Origin of the sequence: Rhizobium halophilum (genome assembly GCF_021648825.1) — a bacterium.
Classification (GTDB): domain Bacteria; phylum Pseudomonadota; class Alphaproteobacteria; order Rhizobiales; family Rhizobiaceae; genus Neorhizobium; species Neorhizobium halophilum.
The window spans coordinates 323,640-342,837 of sequence record NZ_JAKJHS010000003.1 but is presented as its reverse complement, the minus strand read 5'-3'; the positions used below and the strand labels follow the sequence as shown (position 1 = coordinate 342,837).

Genomic DNA, 19,198 nt, shown 5'->3' with positions numbered 1-19,198 from the left:
GCCAGGCGCAGGCCTGGCATCCAGAATCGCATGAGACGGATTAAGGTTCCGTCCTCGTCGGCTGGTTAACGGTCTGCCACGAAGGTCTGGCGCTGCTCTCCCAGGCCCTCGATGCCGAGTTCGACCACGTCGCCCGCCTTGAGATAACGCGGCGGCTTCATGCCCATGCCGACGCCCGGCGGGGTGCCGGTGGAGATGACGTCGCCCGGCTGCAGCGACATGAACTGGCTGAGATAGGAGACGACGAAGGCAACGCCATAGACCATGGTCTTGGACGAACCGTCCTGCATGGTTTCTCCGTTGACCTTCAGCCACATGCCGAGGTTCTGCGGGTCCGCGACTTCATCCTTGGTCACGAGCCAGGGGCCGATCGGACCAAAGGTGTCGCAGGATTTGCCCTTGGTCCACTGACCGGCGCGTTCCGTCTGGAAGCCGCGCTCGGAGACGTCGTGGGACACGCAGTAGCCAGCGACGTAATCCATCGCTTCGGCTTCGGAGACGTACTTGGCGGTCTTGCCAATCACCACGCCGAGTTCGACCTCCCAGTCGGTCTTCTCGGAACCGCGCGGGATGATGACATCGTCGTTGGGCCCGCAGATGGCGGACGTCGCTTTCATGAAGATCACGGGCTCTGGCGGCACGGTCGCGCCGGTTTCGGCGGCGTGGTCGGAGAAGTTGAGGCCGATGCAGATGAACTTGCCCGTGCCTGCGACGCAGGCGCCGATACGGTCCACGGAAATTTCAGGCAGGCTCTTCGGATCAAGAGCCGCGATCTTAGCTAGGCCTTCCGGCGAGATGGCCGCACCGCCGATGTCCGCGACATGCTGGGAAAGGTCCCTCACCTTACCGTCCGCATCGAGAATTGCCGGCTTTTCCTGGCCCGGCTGGCCAACACGCATGAGTTTCACGACTATGCCTCCACTTGTCTGACAACCGCCTTATGCCGGATAGCAGGTGCCTTGTCATCCCCTTCGGTACAGCGGGCATGGCGACGTTCGCCCGTGCATCCTATCTTACGCCGGACCTTCAATTCGTGGAGCAGGAACCTAATGACCGACAGCAACAACCGTCATTCCGAGCATCCGATCGATGCCTTTTTTCTCGACAGATGGTCGCCGCGCGCTTTCACCGGCGAAGCGATGCATAAGGAGACGCTGCTGACCATCCTGGACGCGGGACACTGGGCCCCCTCCTCCGGCAACAACCAGCCGTGGCGATTCATCTATGCCTTGCGCGGCACCGAAAGCTGGCCGGTTCTGCTCGATATCCTCTCTCCGGGAAACCAGAGGTGGGCGAGCAACGCTGCGGCCTTGATCATCTTCGTTTCGCGGACCTACAGGCTTTCCAAGGAGGGAGAGAAGAGGCCGGCCTACACCCATTCCTTCGATACCGGCTCCGCCTGGTTCTCCATCGCAGCCCAAGCGATGAAGCTTGGCTATCATGCGCACGGGATGGAGGGGATGGATCGGGAGAAGGCTGTGGAGGTGCTGCAGATACCGGAGGGGTTTCGTGTGGAGGCGGCGTGCGCAATCGGCAGGATGGCACCGAAAGAGACGCTCCCGGAAGATCTTCGGGCGCGCGAGGTCCAGAGCCAGCGCAAGCCGCTCGGCGGCGTGGCATTCGAGGGCTGGTTCTCCGGCGAAGAATAACGTTTCACGTGAATCATCGTTAGCGGAGATTCGCGTGAAACCGTCGGTCAGATGTCGAGGTTGGCGACGCTCAAGGCATTGTCCTGAATGAATTCGCGACGTGGTTCGACCTCGTCGCCCATCAGGCGCGAGAAGAGACCGTCGGCATCGGTCGCATCATTGACCTTGACCTGCAGCAGAGAGCGGACGTTCGGATCGAGCGTGGTTTCCCACAACTGCTCAGCGTTCATCTCGCCAAGACCTTTATAGCGCTGCATTGAGATGCCCTTGCGACCGGCGGCGAAGATGGCATCCAGCAGAGCAAGGGGACCCGCGATCTCTCGATCTTCTTCCTTGCGCCGCAGGACCGGCGGAGTTCCGTAAATTTCGTTAAGACGCGCCGTCATCTGATCGATGTGGCGTGCATCGGCCGACCCGATCAGCGCCACATCGAGTACTGCGACTTCCTTGACGCCGCGCACCATGCGCTCGAAGCGCAGGCCGCCTTCTTCGGTGACGTGGCCGCTCCAACCCCGCTCGGTCTCCTCGGCAATGACGTCAAGACGTCGCGCAACCTCAGTGGCCGTCTGCTGCGCCCGCTCTGGATTGTCGGTCAGGTCCGGATTGAGCGCGCCGGCGATCGCGGCCTGCTCTACGACCGTGCGATTGTAGCGGGAGTGCAGACCGTCGAGCAGGTTGCGTACGCGGGTGGCGTCGTGGATCACTTCGCGCAGATCCTGCCCGGTGCGGACTTCGCCGGAGCCGAGCGTGAGGCTCGTTTCCTCAAGGCCGCTGGTGATCAGATACTCCTCAAACGCCTTCTGGTCCTTCAGGTACTGAACGGACTTGCCGCGCGTAACCTTATAGAGCGGAGGCTGGGCGATATAGATGTGGCCGCGTTCGATCAGTTCCGGCATCTGACGGAAGAAGAAGGTAAGCAGCAGTGTCCGGATGTGGGCGCCGTCAACATCGGCGTCCGTCATGATGATGATCTTGTGGTAGCGCAGCTTTTCGGCGTTGAACTCGTCCTTACCGATTGAGGTGCCGAGCGCGGTGATCAGCGTGCCGATCTCCTGGCTGGACAGCATCTTGTCGAAGCGGGCGCGTTCGACGTTGAGGATTTTGCCGCGCAGCGGGAGGATCGCCTGAGATTCGCGCGAGCGGCCTTGTTTTGCTGATCCGCCGGCGGAATCGCCCTCAACCAGGAAAAGTTCGGACTTCGTAGGATCGCGTTCGGAGCAGTCTGCAAGCTTGCCTGGCAGCGAGGCAATGTCGAGGGCACCCTTGCGGCGGGTGAGTTCGCGCGCACGGCGAGCGGCCTCGCGGGCGACGGCCGCTTCGACCACCTTGCCGACAAGCACCTTCGCTTCCGTCGGATGCTCCTCAAACCAGGTGCTGAGCGCCTCGTTGACGAGACTTTCCACGACGGGCCTAACTTCCGAGGAGACCAGCTTGTCCTTCGTCTGCGACGAGAACTTGGGGTCTGGTACCTTGACGGAAAGCACCGCCGTCAAACCTTCACGGCAATCCTCACCCGTCAGCGTCACCTTCTCCTTCTTGGTGATGCCGGAGCTGTCGGCATAGGAGGTGACCTGACGCGTCAGTGCACCGCGGAAGCCGGCCATATGGGTGCCCCCATCGCGCTGGGGGATGTTGTTGGTGAAGCAGAGGACATTCTCGTGATAGCTGTCATTCCACCAGAGAGCGACTTCGACTGTAATACCGTCCTTCTCGCCGCGGATCGCCACCGGCTTATCCACCAGCGGCTTCTTGGAACGATCGAGATAACGGACGAAAGCTTCGAGGCCGCCGTCATAGATCATCTCTTCTTCGCGCACGTCCGGCTTACGCTTGTCCGTTAGCCGGATTCTGACGCCAGAATTAAGGAAGGCCAGTTCGCGCAGACGGTGCTCGAGCGTGTTGTAGTCGAACTCGGTCATGGTGAAGGTTTCGGGGCTGGCGAGGAAGGTGACCTCCGTCCCGGAGCGGCCTTCATAATCTCCAACGACCTTGAGCGGCGCATCGGCAGCGCCATGGGTGAAGGAAATCTCGTGGACCTTGCCGTTGCGGCGGATGCGCAGCTTCAGCCAGACAGACAGCGCGTTGACGACGGAGACGCCGACGCCATGCAGGCCCCCGGAGACCTTGTAGGAATTCTGGTCGAACTTACCGCCCGCATGCAGCTGCGTCATGATGACTTCCGCCGCCGAGACGCCCTCTCCGGTATGGATATCCGTCGGGATGCCACGGCCGTTGTCGGTGACGGTGACGGAGCCATCCGGATTGAGCGTCACCGTGACGATGTCGGCATGACCGGCCAGCGCCTCGTCGATGGCGTTGTCGACAACCTCATAGACCATGTGATGGAGACCGGAACCATCATCGGTGTCGCCGATATACATTCCCGGCCGCTTGCGCACTGCATCTAGTCCCTTCAGGACCTTGATGGAGTCTGCGCCGTATTCTGCACTCGCGCCGTTTTCGCTCACGGGTGTGTCGGTCATCAATAATCTTTCCAGTTGTCCGTCGGCGGGTAAAAGCAAATCATGCGAATCACCCGCGTGTCCGCTTACAGATATAGGAAGTTTGGGGCTGTTTCTAAAGCTCTAGCCTCGTTGCGGTGCCCGAAAACAGGGGGTTTTCCGCCACTCAGGCTTGATGACGCGCTTTATCGAGCAGTTCATCTATTGTTTGTACCATATCGGGCGACAAAGAGCGAATCTGGCGCGCCATCCGGTTGGCCAGCGCGGTATAGGCTGCGGGCAAGCCCGACGTGTCGAGGACCACACGTGGATGCGAGGCCTCTGCGGTCATGAAAAGCTCATCCGCCTCGTCCCAGATGATGTTGAAATAGCCTGCAATCCGCTGCAGCAGGTCGAAGCTTGGCTTTCCCCGCTTGCCATGCTCGAGGGCAGAAAGATAGGCGGGTGAGACACCGATTGCATGGGCGAGATCACGCTGCGTCACGCCTTTGCGATCGCGCAGCTCGCGAAGCGCCTGACCGAACGGCGTCATCCGTGCCTCCGGGGCCGGCTGAGCCGAACATAGAGAGCGCCCTCGCCGCCGTGATGGCGGGCCGCCCACTCATAGGAAGAGATCAGGAAGCGGAACTCGGGCTTGGAGAACCAGAGCGGCACGGCGCGGCGAAGCGCCCCTTCACTGCCCATCGAGCTGCCCTTCCCGGTAATGACCAGAACGTGTCGGAGGCCTCGGTCGTGGGCACGAAAGAGAAAATCGAGAAGAAGATCGTGCGCCTCCGCCTGAAACAGGCCGTGCAGGTCCAGCCGCGCCTCGATTGCCAGCCGGCCTTTCGCAAGCTTGCGGTGGACGGGCTTCTCCAAAGGCTGGTGGCTGCCCGCCGGACGTCGAGGCTTCTCCTGCGCCGGCGCTTCCAATGCGCCTTTTCTCTCGGACGATGCCGGCGTCTGCAGTGCGGCATCTTCCGCCGCCATCATCGCGGCAATCTCCTCTTCCAGCTCACGCGCTTCCTCCGCCCGCCCCGGGAGTGCCCGGGTGGACTTTGCAACCTTTCCCCAGAGGATGCGCTCCTCCGAGCTCAGTTTACGCCCGCCCGTCATCTGCCGAACCTCGCAGAAACGGCTTTGGGGATCAGAATGTAGAAATCTGCATCATGCCGGATGGTGCCCGCCTGATCTCCGGCGCGCGCTCCGGAGCCGGTGAAGATGTCGCCCCGCGCCGGACCGACGATGGCGCTGCCGGTGTCGAGCGCAAGAAGAGTGCGTGCAAACGGACGCCCGTCGTCCAGATGCGTCAAAGTCGGCGCATGAACAAAGAAAGGGAAGCCGAAGGTGTGGATCAGCCGATCCACGGCCAGGGAGCGTCCCGCCAGCAGCGGGACCTTGGCTGCGGCTATTGGTCCAAGCTCCATCTCCGCCACCTCCGCCTCGCGAAAGAAGATGTAGGACCGGTTGTGCCACAGCACCTCGTCAACCTTAGCCGGATTCTCCGCTAGCCAAGTGCGAATCGATTGCATCGATACGGTCGCGGGATCGATCTCTCCACGATCGATGAGCAACTTGCCAACGGCGGAAAACGGATGGCCAGCCTTGGCGGCATAGGTGATGCGCTTCAGAGACCCATCCGGATAACGCAGACGCGCGGCACCCTGGACATGCGCGAAGAAGACATCAACTTTTGATCGTGCCCAGGCGATCTCAAGTCCGCGCCCCTCAAGGTAGCCGTGATCAATTTCCCTTCTGTCCGGATAGGGCCCGATCTCGCCGTCGCGGAGGCGGCCAAATGCGTAAGACGGCTCCATCGTGGACGGCCTGTTCGCCTCGTCAAGATCGACGAGATCTTTTGGACGGCGATAGAATGGGTAAGGAAACGCCTCTGACTTGCGAGCGTCGACGTCGACCTCTGGCTCATAGAAGCCTGTGACGAAACCCCGACTTCCATCATTCTTGCAGATCTGAAACGGCAGAAAATGCGCCTCGAAGAACTGCCTGGCTTCCTGGGCGTCGACAAAGTTCCGGCTCTCGACCGACTCGTAAACCGCGAGGATATCGTCAGTGGCTAAGCCCAAGGCTCCAGAACGGTAAGGTTTGGCGGTGCGGACGTGTCGCAGGCAGGTGCGCATGCCCGCAACGAGATCGGAGGGATCATCACTTGCCCAACCTGGTAGATGCTGGAAATCCACCTGGCTGAGCGAGAATCCCGACCGATCCCCCGTCATTGCTCAGATTCTGTAGCTATAAGCTTCCAGTTCGGATCCCGTGACCGTGCATCGCGAGCAAAGGTCCAGATGTCGGTGACATCGGCTACATTCTCCTGGTCACCCTCCACCAAGCTGCCTTCCTTGTCGAAGGTGGCAGAGATCAACTGGCTGACAATCCGCACGGTCACCTGTTCTTCGGTGCCGTTCACGTTGGCGTGGGTGATGTCCGCCTTGTCGATACCCACGAAGGTCGACTTCACGACCTCGCCCCGCGCTTCGCGCTCTGAGATGGCAGCATCGAAACCTTCATAAACTTCCTTGGAAAGAAGGTTCTTCAGGGTCTTTCGATCGCCATCAGCAAAGGCCATGACGATCATCTCGTAGGCCATCCGGGCCCCGTTCAGGAATTCCTTTGGCTTAAAGGTCGGGTCAAGCTTGAGCAATTGGCGCAAAGCGTCATTAAGCTGGCTGCCAGGCTTTGCCACACCGTCGATTTCGGAAAACCTCTCCTCATCCGTCATCTCCCGGCGCGGCAGGGTCACCACCTTCCCATCATCCGAGACAGGAGCCTTGGCGGCTTCACGAGCGCTATAGGGGTCGAAGGGCTGCTTCTCGTTTCCAGTCCGACGGCCCAAGACACTGCGCAATTGCAGGAAGATCAGGACCGCCGCGACGAGAAAGAACAGAGTAATGAAGTCGTTGGATCCCATCTTTGCCCGCAATGCCGTTTAATTTGTTGATGTACATTCTCATATAGTCCGCAACGTGACATCATTCAAATAGCGAAGGCGAGAGACCTTCCGCCACAGGTACCCATCATGCGCGCCCGCTGGATCTTCATTCTTATCCTTCTCATGCCATTGGCCGAGATCGCCGGCTTTGTCCTCGTCGGCAGGGCGATCGGCATCTGGAGCACGCTTGGCCTCGTCATCTTGACCAGCCTGGTCGGAATTCTTCTCCTGAGGGCGCAGGGGTTCCAGATGCTACGAGAGCTTTCATCCGAGGGACGGGAAGGTCGTGTACCAGGCGATACGATTGTCCATGGTGCGATGATCGTCGTCGCCGCGTTCCTGCTTCTCATTCCAGGCTTCATTACGGACACTGTCGGCCTTACCCTCTTTGTTCCTGCCGTTCGCCGCCTGCTCTGGTCCGCGGTCGGCCGTCGCATCGTCGTCAACTCTACGACCTATAGCCGCAGCTATGCCTACGAGGCCGGATTTGATCCAAACGCTCGTAAAGGGCCGGTGGTCGAGCTCGAGAACGAGGACTTTCAGCGGGAACCCAATCCTTCCTCGCCGTGGAACGATCAGCGCCTGAAGGACGACTAGACGTCATGCTGGCGCCGAGGGTTGTAAGGTCAAAGGTGAAATGTTAGACGCCGACCTAACAAACTCTCTTTCGAGGACACCGCATGGCCGACGAGAACACACAAGGTGCAACGAGCCCATCGCTCAACATCCTTGCGCAGTACACGAAGGATCTTTCCTTCGAAAACCCGGGCGCACCCCGTTCGCTGCAGGCCCGCGACAAGGCTCCCGCCATCAACATCAATGTTAACGTGAATGCTAATCCGCTTTCCGAGACGGATTTTGACGTCGTGCTCTCGCTTAATGTTGAAGCCAAGGAAGGCGAAAAGATCGTATTCGCCGCGGAACTCGTCTATGGCGGCGTCTTCCGCATCACGGGTTTCCCTCAGGAGCATATGCTGCCGGTTCTGTTTATCGAATGCCCTCGGCTACTTTTCCCGTTCGCCCGCCAGATCGTTGCCGACGTAACTCGCAATGGTGGCTTCCCGCCGCTGATGATCGATCCAATCGATTTTGCTCAGATGTTCACGCAGCGCATGGCGCAGGAAAAGGCGAAGGCGCAGGTTCAGACGCTGAATAGCTGATAGGCCACCAGCGATCGAGATTAGGAAGCCCGGATGCGAACGTCCGGGCTTTTTTGTTGATAACGGTTCCAGACCGCTTTTTCCCCCAATCGCGCCACCAACGCTGCGTGCGCCTGCCGCTCGATTTCACTCAGTCGGCTAGGCAGGGAACGCGGTCGGCGCGACAAGCCAACCACATGCTCATCAAGCTCGATGACTGTTGTGGAGGTTTCGATTTCGACGAGGCCAAGCGCGGCCTGCCGGCCCCCCGTCATCTCAATATAAACTTCCGCAAGCAGCTCCGAGTCCAGTAAGGCGCCATGCTTGGTGCGGTGCGCGTTGTCTATGCCGTAACGGCGGCAAAGGGCATCAAGGGAATTTGGTCCCATCGGATGCTTGCGGCGCGCCAGGGCAAGCGTGTCCACCACATGCTCTGCCGGCACCGGTGGCAAACCGACCCGCTCGAACTCGGCATTGATGAAACCAATATCGAAGCTTGCATTGTGGGCGATCCATTTCGCGCCATCAAAGAACTCGACGATCTGCTCCGCCACGTCGGCAAAGGATGGCTTGTCTCTTAAGAACTCGTCGGTGATGCCATGGACCGAGAGTGCATCCGGATGCACCTTTCGGTCCCCTGGGCAGATGTAGAGATGAAGGCTGCGTCCGGTCGGAAAGTTGTTGATCAGCTCGATCCCGCCGATTTCAATCACACGGTCCAGCTTCGACTCAAGACCGGTGGTTTCCGTATCAAAGATGATTTCACGCATCCGTTCTCTCACTTCTCTTGCCGGCGCGCAGCGCAGCGATGATCTGGTGGACGCGGTTCCGTGCCGCCTCAAGCCCCTGCCCCGTATCGATTAAAAAATCGGCTTTCTTGCGTTTCACATGATCAGGGATCTGGCGGGACAGAATCAACTCGAACTTTTCCACGGTCATGCCGGGACGCGCAAGCACCCGAGCGCGCTGTATCTGTGGATCGCAAGTCGCGACGACAATCACATCAACACGGGACTCGCCGCCCGCTTCAAAAAGCAATGGGATATCGAGAAGAACGATTTCGTCACCGGCCGCTTGCCGCGCGTTCAGAAACGCGAGATCCCGGGACCGCACTAAAGGATGAACGATGGCTTCCAGCTCCTCGAAGCGACCGGGATCGACGGCCAGCTGTCGCGCAAGTTCCTGTCGGTCCACTTTCCCTTGGATCACGCTGCCGGGAAAGGCGCTGCCGATCGGAGCTACGGCATCTGACTGATAAAGGTCGTGCACGACAGCATCTGCATCGTTGACCGCAATACCCGCTTCCGCGAACATCTTGGCAGTGGTCGACTTGCCCATGCCGATCGAGCCGGTGAGCCCGACAACGATCATTGCTCCGCATCCATGTCGGCAATGACGAGGTTCCTCAGTTCCTCATCCACAAGCGGGCGTCTGCCAAACCATTTTTCAAATCCCGGAACCGCCTGGTGCAGGAGCATTCCGAGGCCATCCACAATCGCCAATCCCTGGTTCTCCGCCTGCGCAAGAATCGGCGTCTTCAGTGGGACATACACGATGTCGGTCACCAGCGCCGCGGAGTTCATCCGTGAGAAATCGATTTCCGGCACCTCGCCTCCGTCCATACCCAGAGATGTCGTATTAACGAAGAGACCCGCTCCCGACACGACTTCCGCAAGAGCTTCTATCGGATGAGCATGAACGGCCCGCCCGAAACGATCGGCGAGCTCCTGGGCGCGGGCCGGTGTCCGGTTGACGACGTTGATTTCATGAATGCCGCGGTCGCGCAGGGCGCGGATAACAGCGCGGCTGGCGCCGCCCGCTCCAAGAACAACCGCGCGGTCTGCTGTGTCCCAGCCTGCATGCTGCTCATCCAGATTGGCGGCGAACCCATAAACGTCGGTGTTGGTCGCATGCAGGCGACCCTTCTGCAGCCACAACGTGTTGGCAGCGCCGAGATCGCTCGCGATCGCATCCGGTTCATCCGCGAGGTGGAAGGCCAATTCCTTGTGCGGAATGGTGACATTGCCGCCTACATAGGAGGACGAACCTGATTTTAGGCTGGCTACGAAGGCAGGGAATCCGTCAACGGTCACCGGCTCGCGCCGGTACTCACCGGCGATACCAAACTGCTTCAGCCAGTGTCCATGGATCAAGGGCGAGCGTGAGTGCTTGACGGGCCAACCTGTTACGAAGGCTTTTACCATATTTGTTTCACGTGAATCAGCCATCAATCGCCCCGAGCTCCCTAAGCTTTCCAAGGAGCGGCAAAAGCGGAAGGCCCAGTATCGTGAAGTAGTCGCCGCGGATTTCCGAAAAGAGCTGGATCCCCTCGCCTTCCAGTTGATAGGCGCCCACACTCCCTAACAGCTTGTCGCCACAGCGCTGGATATATCGCTCAACGAAACTCTCGGAGAGCGGTCTCACCGTCAGCTCCGCGTGTGAGACATGCTCCCAGATAATCCGATCGTCTTGAGCAAGAGCAATCGCGCTGTTCAGGCGGTGCGTATTTTCGGACAAGGAAAGGAGGTGCCGTTTAGCCTCATCCAGATCCTTGGGCTTGTGATAAACGCGCTCTCCGAGAGACATCGTTTGATCAGACCCCAGCACCAGCGCTCCCTGCAGATCGCGACTGACATCCAGCGCCTTCGCTCGCGCCAGTTCCATGGCAACATTATCAGGGGTCGCATCATCTGCCAGCGCCGCTTCAATCGCACGCTCGTCAATGGACGCCGCCCGCGTTTCGAAGGTTAGTCCGGCATTATCCATCAGCATGCGGCGGAAAGGACTGGACGATGCTAGCACGAGCAAAGGCTTCAAGACCAATGTCTCCATAGAGGGTCAATGCGGATTAACGCAGCTTCTCACGGAGCGCAACGATGGCGGCTGCAGTCTCCTCGATCGATCGACGTGTGACGTCGATGACGGGCCACCCGTGCCTAGCACACAGGCTGCGAGCATATTTCAGTTCCTCCTGGATGCTCGCGCGATCCGTATAATAGTTCTGGTCGAAGCCATGGGCACCGCCTAGGTCACGGTTCTCCCGCACCTGTGAGATCCGTTCTGTGGTGGCAACAAGACCTACGATCAGGGGGCGTGTCGCTTCGAGCAAACTAGGAGGAAGGCCATTTCCCAGCACGATCGGCAGATTTGCTGTTTTGACGCCACGGTTGGCAAGATAGATGCTGGTCGGTGTCTTCGAGGTACGACTGATACCGACCAGTACCACATCGGCTCGATCATAATCCTCGGGCAACTGTCCATCGTCATGGTCCATGGTGAAGTTGAGTGCATCCATCCGAGCAAAGTAGGTGGCATCAAGATCGTGCTGCGCGCCCACACGTCGGCGAGAGGGGAAGCCCAAATAGCTTTGGAAAGTCGTCAGCACCGGTTCAAGAACGTTGACGCTCGGGGTGCCGATTTCCCGGCATCGGACATCTACAAGCGCGGCGAGCTCTTGATCTACGATCGTGTAGAGAACGATTCCAGGCTGGTGGTCTATGGCCTCGAGCACCGCTAGCAACTGCCGGCGGTTGCGGATCAGCGGATACACGTGCTCGACCGGCATTGCACTGCGGAATTGGGCCGATACGGCACGTCCCGCCGAAATGAGAGTCTCGCCAGTGGAGTCAGAAATCATGTGCAGGTGAAAGAAGTTTTTCCGGTTCTCCACGCTCTTCTTTATCCTTTGTTGATAACTTGGGAGAACTCAGGGCAGATGCGGGCTGCGATCTATCACGATGGGAAAACCGGCAGGTTGTCCACAAATCCTTCCACCGGGGAGCCGTCTTTGCGTTGGTTGTGGATAACGTTGTTTCGATCGAAACCTTAGAAACTTATCCCCGCATTATCCACACACAAGCCGCCCCACACAATACCAACATATCGTTGTTTTAGTTGACTAATATCATCCTTCCACAATTACACGTCTGTAGCGGACTTCCGCAGTACACGAAGCTGACCGAGGTACCGGATCGTAGCGGCTTCTGTGGAGACTGTTTAATCCTTGATACTCACCGACTCTAAGAAATAGAAAGCCTTTTGAAATAGATTCCTATTTAGGAGGAAAACCTTGACCGGCCCATTCCGGAAGATCGTAGCGGTGCTTGAAGGGCAAACCCTGTCCCCTCCACCAATCTGGCTGATGAGGCAGGCAGGACGTTACCTTCCGGAGTACCGCGAGACACGTTCGCGAGCCGGCAGCTTCCTTGACTTGTGTTATTCTCCTGAGCATGCGGTGGAAGTGACGCTGCAGCCCATTCGTCGCTACAAATTCGATGCTGCAATTCTTTTCTCCGATATCCTCGTCATTCCCGATGCCCTTAAACGCAATGTACGCTTCGTACAGGGCGAAGGACCGCAAATGGATCCGCTGGATGTTTCAGAGGTGGCCACCCTTCGTCCCGATGGCGTGCTGGATCATCTTTCCCCCGTCATCGAGACAGTTCGACGCCTGCGGCAGGAACTGCCGAAAGACACAACTTTGCTGGGCTTTTGTGGAGCGCCCTGGACAGTGGCGACCTACATGATCGCGGGTCATGGCACGTCTGACCAGGCGCCTGCGCGGCTGTTCTCCTATCGAAACCCAATCGCGTTTGAACGGCTTTTGGACATCCTCGCAGACATTTCGGCGGAATACCTGATCGCGCAGCTGGATGCTGGTGCCGATGCCGTCCAGATTTTCGACTCCTGGGCAGGCGTTCTCGGGGAAGCCGAATTTCAGCGGTATGCCGTCGGGCCGGTGGCACGGATGGTTCGCAAAGTGAGGGGTGCCCGACCGGGCGCGCGAATCATCGCGTTCGCCAAGGGCGCAGGAATGAACCTGAAGACCTACCGGCAGGGGACAGATGCCAACGCTATAGGCCTTGATTGGACTGTTCCTCTCTCGTTTGCGGCCGAGTTGCAGAAGGATGGTCCGGTTCAGGGTAACCTCGACCCGATGCGGGTTGTGGCTGGCGGACGTGCGATGGAAGAGGGCGTGGATAGGATCCTGCAGGTGCTGGGGAGCGGTCCGCTGATCTTCAATCTGGGTCATGGGATCACCCCGGAGGCTGATCCTGAGCACGTGGCGGATCTGGTGCGCCTCGTGCGAGGTATCACCTGATGGTGGAGACTGAACGTCAGACGTCAGAAAGGGCCGGACGACGCGCCGGCAAGCGGGCCTATGTGGCGCTCGCCGTTTTCGTCGCGATCCTTCTCGGCCTTTACTTCGCTCAGCCGGCCGATTTTGCGCGGTGGATGACGGCACTGCACGTCATAGCGGTCATCTCCTGGATGGCCGGACTGCTCTATATGCCGCGGCTGTTCATCTACCACAGCGACGCCGCGCCAGGATCAGAGCAGTCTGAAACCTTCAAGGTGATGGAGCAGCGGCTGTTGAAGGTCATCATGAACCCCGCGATGATGATCACCTGGGTTCTAGGCCTGTATCTCGCCTGGGATGTCTTTGGCTTCCAGGGCGGCTGGCTACACGCCAAGATCACTCTGGTGGTGGTCCTGACGGTCGTTCATGTGCATTTCAGCCGAGCGGTCCGGAGCTTTGCGGCGGAGGGACCGCGCAAGTCAGCACGCTATTGGCGGATGATGAATGAGGCGCCTACGTTGTTGATGATCGCCATCGTCATCCTGGTGATCGTCAAGCCGTTCTGAGGCCGCCGATAATTCGGCGAAGATTTGTGCAGAACCCCTTGCGGCCTTTGCGTTGACTCGCTATTTTCGCGCCATCTCATCTCGTGGCATGCGTGTAATCACTCATACTCCCCGGAGGTCCTCCGTGGTCGAGAATTCCACCGGCACGCCTTTTTCCCCTTCTACGCTCAACGTGGTCCCCTTCATGGCTGAAATGAAGCTTCAAGAACTCAAAGGCAAATCCCCGACGGATCTGCTGACCTTTGCCGAATCACTCGAGGTCGAAAACGCGAGCACCATGCGTAAGCAGGAGCTGATGTTTGCGATCCTCAAGGTTTTGGCCAGCCAGGATGTGGAAATCATCGGCGAAGGCGTTGTGGAAGTCCTTCAGGACGGGTTCGGCTTCCTCCGGTCGGCCAACGCGAACTATCTCCCGGGGCCGGATGACATCTACATCTCGCCGTCGCAGATTCGCCGCTTCTCGCTGAAGACCGGCGATACGGTCGAGGGCCCGATCCGGGGTCCCAAAGAAGGGGAACGCTATTTCGCGCTCTTGAAGGTCAACACGATCAATTTCGACGACCCGGAAAAGATCCGACACAAGGTTCACTTCGACAACCTGACACCGCTCTATCCCGATGAGCGTTTCAAGATGGAACTCGAAGTTCCAACCTCAAAAGACCTCTCTGCGCGCGTTATCGACCTCATCGCACCGCTGGGAAAAGGCCAGCGCGGGTTGATCGTCGCGCCGCCACGGACCGGCAAGACGGTTCTGCTTCAGAATATCGCCCATTCCATTACGGCGAACCATCCGGAATGTTACCTTATCGTTCTCCTTATTGACGAGCGGCCGGAAGAAGTAACCGACATGCAGCGCTCGGTTCGCGGCGAAGTGGTGTCGTCGACTTTCGACGAGCCCGCAGTGCGTCACGTCCAGGTCGCGGAGATGGTGATAGAGAAGGCGAAGCGTCTGGTAGAACACGGGCGCGACGTGGTGATCCTTCTCGATTCCATCACTCGCCTTGGCCGCGCCTACAACACCGTCGTTCCTTCATCCGGCAAGGTTCTCACCGGTGGCGTCGACGCCAACGCCTTGCAGCGTCCAAAGCGCTTCTTCGGTGCTGCACGCAACATCGAGGAAGGTGGGTCGCTGACGATCATAGCGACCGCTCTCATCGATACCGGTAGCCGCATGGATGAGGTTATTTTCGAAGAGTTCAAAGGAACCGGCAACTCCGAAATCGTCCTCGACCGTAAGGTGGCCGACAAGCGCATCTTCCCGTCCATGGACATCCTCAAGTCCGGCACCCGAAAGGAAGATCTGCTGGTTCCACGCCAGGATCTGCAGAAGATCTTTGTTCTTCGCCGGATTCTGGCGCCAATGGGTACCACGGATGCTATCGAGTTTCTCATCGACAAGTTGAAGCAGACGAAGAGCAACAGCGACTTCTTCGACTCTATGAATACCTAGGCTTGCTTTAGCCGAAGCTAGCCCATATCTCGACGCCCGGCCTTGTGTCGGGCGTTTTGGTTCCTCCCAGCTCATGGTATCGCGATGGGATCGCCAGTAGATACGATCTTCGCCCTTTCTAGTGGCTCTCCACCCGCTGGCGTCGCAGTGATACGGCTCAGCGGGCCCAAAGCATGTGAGGCATTACAAAAACTGACCTTGAAGGCCTTGCCGGCGCCGCGTGTGGCAAGTCTACGTCGTGTCTTTAGTCAGTCGGGCTTCCTGCTTGATGAAGTTCTGGTGCTTCTGTTCCGAGCTCCACACTCCTTCACTGGAGAGGATATCGTCGAATTGCACTCCCACGGCAGCCGGGCTGTCGTAAGTGCTTTGCTGGGCGAACTGGAGAGCATGGACGGGCTCCGCATGGCTGAGGCTGGGGAGTTTTCTAGACGGTCATTTGAACATGGGCGTTTAGACCTGGTCGAGGTGGAAGGATTAGCGGAACTGATTTCTGCCGAGACGGAGATGCAACGACGTCTTGCGGTGGAGCAAAGTTTTGGTGGGCAGTCCGAGATTTATAATGCCTGGGCAAGACGTCTCACCCATGCGCGGGCAATGATTGAGGCTGAACTGGACTTTGCCGACGAAGACGACGTGCCGGGCTCCGTCGCGGAACAAATAGTGGATGAAATTGTCACGCTTCACAGGGCTCTTAAAGAACACGTCTCAGCGGCAGGTGCCGGGGAGATCATTCGCGACGGCTACAAGGTCGCGATCGTAGGGCCGCCGAATGCTGGCAAATCCAGCTTGCTCAACGCCCTTGCTGATCGTGATGTTGCCATTGTTACCGAGGTGGCAGGCACCACGCGTGATGTAATCAGTGTGGATCTCGATCTCGAAGGCTTCTTAGTGAAGCTTTACGATACGGCCGGGCTTCGAGAGAGCATGGACGTGGTTGAGCAAGAGGGCATTCGCCGAGCTCGTAAGTTGATAGAGCAGGCAGATCTTGTCCTGTTTTTGCAGGAGATTGGATCTTCCACAGACCAACCCTTCTCGGCTGAAGGAAGAGAGATCGTCCGGGTCGGTAGCAAGTCCGATTTGCGAGGCGCCTCAACCGAGTTCGATCTTTGTATCTCGGTTAATTCTAATTTAGGTATTTCGGATCTGCGGCGTTTGATCCTTGAGCGCGTGAAGGCGGTTTGGGCAGGGAGTGCGGTACCAACGCGGAAGCGGCAGTTGGATCTTCTCCAACAGGCTTCCAATTTCATCGAAGAGGCGCTAAAGGCGAACGTACTTGAGTTGCGCGCTGAGTACTTGAGAGTAGCAGCAAATTCACTTGGCCGCATAACCGGCGCGGTCGATGTCGAAGATCTGCTCGACGTTATTTTTTCCCAGTTCTGCATAGGTAAGTGATTCACGTGAAACACGTGAACATGGAGTGTCATCATGACAGAGGCTTACGACGTTATCGTCATCGGTGGAGGGCATGCTGGCTGCGAGGCGGCGAGTGCCGCTGCACGGATGAGCGCCAAGACCGCTCTCTTGACCCATAAGTTCGATACCATCGGGGTTATGTCCTGCAACCCCGCCATCGGCGGCTTGGGGAAGGGCCATCTGGTACGGGAAGTGGACGCTCTGGACGGCCTGATGGGAAGAGTCGCCGATGCTGCCGGTATCCAGTTTCGCATGTTGAACCGCAGTAAAGGACCTGCTGTACGAGGACCGAGGACCCAAGCCGACCGGAAACTGTACCGGCTGGCAATGCAAGAAGCCATCCTGGCACAAGACGATCTCACTGTGGTCGAGGGTAACGCGCACGATCTTCTAATCAACAATGGGAGGATTCAGGGCGTTGTTCTGGCGGACGGTCGTCATCTTCGCGCAGCCGCTGTCGTACTGACAACCGGAACCTTCCTGCGAGGCGTAATTCATATCGGTACCGAAAGGATATCGGGTGGTCGTGTTGGCGAGGAAGCTTCAACCGGGCTTTCGGAGACGCTGGCACGGCACCAGGTTACGCTCGGGCGACTGAAGACAGGAACACCGGCACGTCTAAATGGACATACGGTAGACTGGTCATCGGTAACATATCAGGAGGCAGATGAGGTACCCGTCCCGTTTTCATTCCTGACCGACAAGATCAATACGCCGCAAATCGCATGCGGAGTGACGCGGACCACCGGTGCAACACATGACGTTATTAGGCGGAACATAGGCTTATCTGCCATGTACTCCGGTCAGATTGAGGGGGTGGGTCCTCGCTACTGCCCCTCGATCGAGGATAAGATCATGCGCTTTGGCGAGAGAGACGGGCACCAGGTTTTCCTCGAACCGGAGGGGCTGGATGACCCTACCGTTTATCCAAACGGCATCTCGACCTCCCTCCCCGCTGCGGTGCAGGAGATGTTCATTCGCACGATCCCAGGCTTGGAGAAAGTCGAGATACTGCAGCCGGGCTACGCAATAGAATATGACCATGTAGATCCCCGCGAACTGACGGATTCTCTAGAACTTAGGAGCATCAGAGGGCTCTATCTGGCCGGGCAGATCAACGGCACCACCGGATACGAGGAAGCGGCTGCTCAAGGTCTTGCGGCGGGGCTCAACGCGGGCCTATGCGCAGGGGGTGGGGCACCTAAAACCTTCAGCCGAACAAGTTCCTATATCGGAGTGATGATCGACGATCTGACCTCGCGCGGCGTCACAGAACCTTACCGGATGTTCACGTCACGTGCAGAGTACCGGCTTTCGTTACGGGCAGACAATGCTGACGTAAGGCTTACACCGGAAGGCATCGCGTCTGGTATTGTAGGATCCGAGCGAGCACGGGCATTCTCTGCTTATGAGACTTCCCTTACTGAATACCGAACGCTTTTGCGGCAGCTATCACTGACGCCGACAGAGGCCGCCCAGAGAGGACTGAAGGTCAATTACGATGGCAAACGACGCAGCGCTTTTGAACTTCTGTCATACGAATCCATCGATCTCTCCGCTCTGAGAGCAATCTGGGCCGAACTGGGTGATATCCCGTCGCGAGTTGCAGAAGCGCTGGAGATTGAAGCGGGGTACGCCGTTTATCTTGAACGGCAGGAGAGTGATGTCCTCTCGCTTCGGCGCGATGAAAGCCTGAGAATCCCTGCTGACTTCGATTATGAGCAGCTAGCGGGTCTTTCCTCTGAACTGAAGCAGAAACTGGTTGCGCAGAGACCGGTATCACTTGCCCACGCGGCGAGAATTGAGGGAATGACGCCCGCAGCCTCTGCACTTCTCCTAGCTACAATCCGCAAGCAATCTCTATCTCGCGCCAAGAGAGTCTCCTGATGCATCTGAACGGAAAACGTGTTTCACGTGAAACGCACGAGCGTTTAGAGCACTTTTCGGAGCTCTTCCTTCGGTGGTGTAGGCGTATCAATTTGGTGGCACCTTCGACCGTCGCCGAACTTTGGGATCGCCATATTGCGGATAGCGCGCAAGTTTTTCAGCTGCGACCTCACCCAGCAACCTGGATTGACTTAGGCTCAGGTGGAGGGTTTCCTGGGATCATAACTGCCATCCTTATGAACGAGGTGGAAGGGGGTTGGGTTCACCTTATCGAAAGCAATCAGAAGAAAGCGGCATTCCTCCGCGTGGCGCTGATGGAAACCATGGCGAAGGGAAGCGTGCATGCCATTCGCATCGAAGAGGCGCCGAAGCATATCGAGAGGTGTGACTTTGTCTCAGCACGCGCCCTAGCCAGTGTCGATCTGTTGTTTCGCTACTCTTACCCTTGGATGGCGAGTGGGAGAACGACGGCGTTCTTTCATAAAGGCCGGGATTATCAAAAGGAGCTGGAGAAAGCCCGTGGTGAATGGCAGTTCGATCTGATAGAACATCGAAGTGCTGTCGAGATGGATTCGAAAATCCTCGAAGTGAGCCATCTGCAGGCCCTAGGATGACAGCCTTATTAG

The 19,198-nt window shown here is 58.2% G+C and carries 20 protein-coding genes; 9 read left to right on the top strand and 11 right to left on the bottom strand.

What is annotated here, in order from left to right:
- Positions 1 to 65 precede the first annotated feature (65 nt).
- Entirely contained in the window at positions 66 to 908 is an 843-nt protein-coding gene (locus LXM96_RS09255; protein ID WP_239998166.1) for a fumarylacetoacetate hydrolase family protein, read from the bottom strand.
- Between the two features lie 141 nt (positions 909 to 1,049).
- Here LXM96_RS09255 and LXM96_RS09250 point away from each other — a divergent pair, with 141 nt between their 5' ends.
- Positions 1,050 to 1,649 (top strand): nitroreductase family protein, encoded by a 600-nt coding sequence (locus LXM96_RS09250; RefSeq protein ID WP_239998165.1) that lies wholly within the window; start codon positions 1,050 to 1,052, stop codon positions 1,647 to 1,649.
- A gap of 47 nt (positions 1,650 to 1,696) precedes the next feature.
- On the opposite strand, the gene gyrB is transcribed toward LXM96_RS09250, so the two are convergent.
- The 5 genes from gyrB to LXM96_RS09225 all read right to left on the bottom strand — a co-directional run bounded on the left by gyrB (position 1,697) and on the right by LXM96_RS09225 (position 7,016).
- Complete coding sequence (gene gyrB, locus LXM96_RS09245) at positions 1,697 to 4,132, bottom strand: DNA topoisomerase (ATP-hydrolyzing) subunit B (protein ID WP_239998164.1); 2,436 nt, start codon at positions 4,130 to 4,132, stop codon at positions 1,697 to 1,699.
- Positions 4,133 to 4,277: 145 nt separating this feature from the next.
- Entirely contained in the window at positions 4,278 to 4,643 is a 366-nt protein-coding gene (locus LXM96_RS09240; protein ID WP_239998163.1) for a helix-turn-helix domain-containing protein, read from the bottom strand.
- Positions 4,640 to 5,206: a Smr/MutS family protein gene (locus tag LXM96_RS09235; protein WP_239998162.1), complete on the bottom strand. Its 567-nt coding sequence runs from the start codon at positions 5,204 to 5,206 to the stop codon at positions 4,640 to 4,642. The genes LXM96_RS09240 and LXM96_RS09235 overlap by 4 nt, the downstream gene beginning before the upstream one ends.
- Positions 5,203 to 6,324: a murein transglycosylase A gene (gene mltA, locus LXM96_RS09230; protein WP_239998161.1), complete on the bottom strand. Its 1,122-nt coding sequence runs from the start codon at positions 6,322 to 6,324 to the stop codon at positions 5,203 to 5,205. Before mltA ends, LXM96_RS09235 begins: the two co-directional genes overlap by 4 nt.
- Positions 6,321 to 7,016 (bottom strand): Tim44/TimA family putative adaptor protein, encoded by a 696-nt coding sequence (locus tag LXM96_RS09225; RefSeq protein ID WP_239998160.1) that lies wholly within the window; start codon positions 7,014 to 7,016, stop codon positions 6,321 to 6,323. The genes mltA and LXM96_RS09225 overlap by 4 nt, the downstream gene beginning before the upstream one ends.
- Before the next feature lie 108 nt (positions 7,017 to 7,124).
- On the opposite strand from LXM96_RS09225, the gene LXM96_RS09220 reads away from it, so the two are divergent.
- Positions 7,125 to 7,634 carry an FxsA family protein gene (locus LXM96_RS09220; RefSeq protein WP_239998159.1) on the top strand — a complete coding sequence of 170 codons (510 nt, stop codon included), beginning with the start codon at positions 7,125 to 7,127 and terminating at the stop codon, positions 7,632 to 7,634.
- A gap of 83 nt (positions 7,635 to 7,717) precedes the next feature.
- Complete coding sequence (secB, locus tag LXM96_RS09215) at positions 7,718 to 8,197, top strand: protein-export chaperone SecB (protein ID WP_239998158.1); 480 nt, start codon at positions 7,718 to 7,720, stop codon at positions 8,195 to 8,197.
- 20 nt (positions 8,198 to 8,217) lie between these two features.
- Here secB and dnaQ read toward each other — a convergent pair whose 3' ends face one another.
- Genes dnaQ through LXM96_RS09190 form a run of 5 tightly spaced genes read right to left on the bottom strand, consistent with a single transcriptional unit; the run spans position 8,218 to position 11,846 of the window.
- Positions 8,218 to 8,946, bottom strand: a complete 729-nt coding sequence (dnaQ, locus tag LXM96_RS09210) for a DNA polymerase III subunit epsilon (protein WP_239998157.1) — start codon at positions 8,944 to 8,946, stop codon at positions 8,218 to 8,220.
- Positions 8,939 to 9,547 (bottom strand): dephospho-CoA kinase, encoded by a 609-nt coding sequence (coaE, locus tag LXM96_RS09205; protein ID WP_239998156.1) that lies wholly within the window; start codon positions 9,545 to 9,547, stop codon positions 8,939 to 8,941. Before coaE ends, dnaQ begins: the two co-directional genes overlap by 8 nt.
- Complete coding sequence (locus LXM96_RS09200) at positions 9,544 to 10,404, bottom strand: shikimate dehydrogenase (RefSeq protein WP_239998155.1); 861 nt, start codon at positions 10,402 to 10,404, stop codon at positions 9,544 to 9,546. Before LXM96_RS09200 ends, coaE begins: the two co-directional genes overlap by 4 nt.
- Positions 10,397 to 10,993, bottom strand: coding sequence for a Maf-like protein (locus LXM96_RS09195; protein WP_239998154.1), 597 nt, complete (start codon positions 10,991 to 10,993; stop codon positions 10,397 to 10,399). The genes LXM96_RS09200 and LXM96_RS09195 overlap by 8 nt, the downstream gene beginning before the upstream one ends.
- 31 nt (positions 10,994 to 11,024) lie before the next feature.
- Complete coding sequence (locus LXM96_RS09190; RefSeq protein WP_239998153.1) at positions 11,025 to 11,846, bottom strand: pyruvate, water dikinase regulatory protein; 822 nt, start codon at positions 11,844 to 11,846, stop codon at positions 11,025 to 11,027.
- Positions 11,847 to 12,245: 399 nt separating this feature from the next.
- Here LXM96_RS09190 and hemE point away from each other — a divergent pair, with 399 nt between their 5' ends.
- From hemE to rsmG, 6 genes are all read left to right on the top strand, one after another.
- A complete protein-coding gene (gene hemE / locus LXM96_RS09185; RefSeq protein ID WP_239998152.1) occupies positions 12,246 to 13,277 on the top strand; it encodes a uroporphyrinogen decarboxylase in 1,032 nt (343 codons plus the stop codon).
- A 2-nt stretch (positions 13,278 to 13,279) separates the two neighbouring features.
- The gene (hemJ, locus tag LXM96_RS09180; protein ID WP_239998233.1) at positions 13,280 to 13,822 is read left to right on the top strand and encodes a protoporphyrinogen oxidase HemJ; all 543 of its coding nucleotides are present in this window, start codon (positions 13,280 to 13,282) and stop codon (positions 13,820 to 13,822) included.
- A gap of 184 nt (positions 13,823 to 14,006) precedes the next feature.
- Positions 14,007 to 15,272, top strand: a complete 1,266-nt coding sequence (gene rho / locus LXM96_RS09175) for a transcription termination factor Rho (RefSeq protein WP_239998232.1) — start codon at positions 14,007 to 14,009, stop codon at positions 15,270 to 15,272.
- Between the two features lie 84 nt (positions 15,273 to 15,356).
- Positions 15,357 to 16,664, top strand: a complete 1,308-nt coding sequence (gene mnmE, locus LXM96_RS09170; RefSeq protein WP_239998151.1) for a tRNA uridine-5-carboxymethylaminomethyl(34) synthesis GTPase MnmE — start codon at positions 15,357 to 15,359, stop codon at positions 16,662 to 16,664.
- A 33-nt stretch (positions 16,665 to 16,697) separates the two neighbouring features.
- Positions 16,698 to 18,572 (top strand): tRNA uridine-5-carboxymethylaminomethyl(34) synthesis enzyme MnmG, encoded by a 1,875-nt coding sequence (gene mnmG / locus LXM96_RS09165; RefSeq protein WP_239998150.1) that lies wholly within the window; start codon positions 16,698 to 16,700, stop codon positions 18,570 to 18,572.
- On the top strand, positions 18,572 to 19,186 hold the full coding sequence (gene rsmG, locus LXM96_RS09160; RefSeq protein ID WP_239998149.1) for a 16S rRNA (guanine(527)-N(7))-methyltransferase RsmG: 615 nt from the start codon (positions 18,572 to 18,574) through the stop codon (positions 19,184 to 19,186). Before mnmG ends, rsmG begins: the two co-directional genes overlap by 1 nt.
- The last annotated feature ends 12 nt before the right edge of the window (positions 19,187 to 19,198 follow it).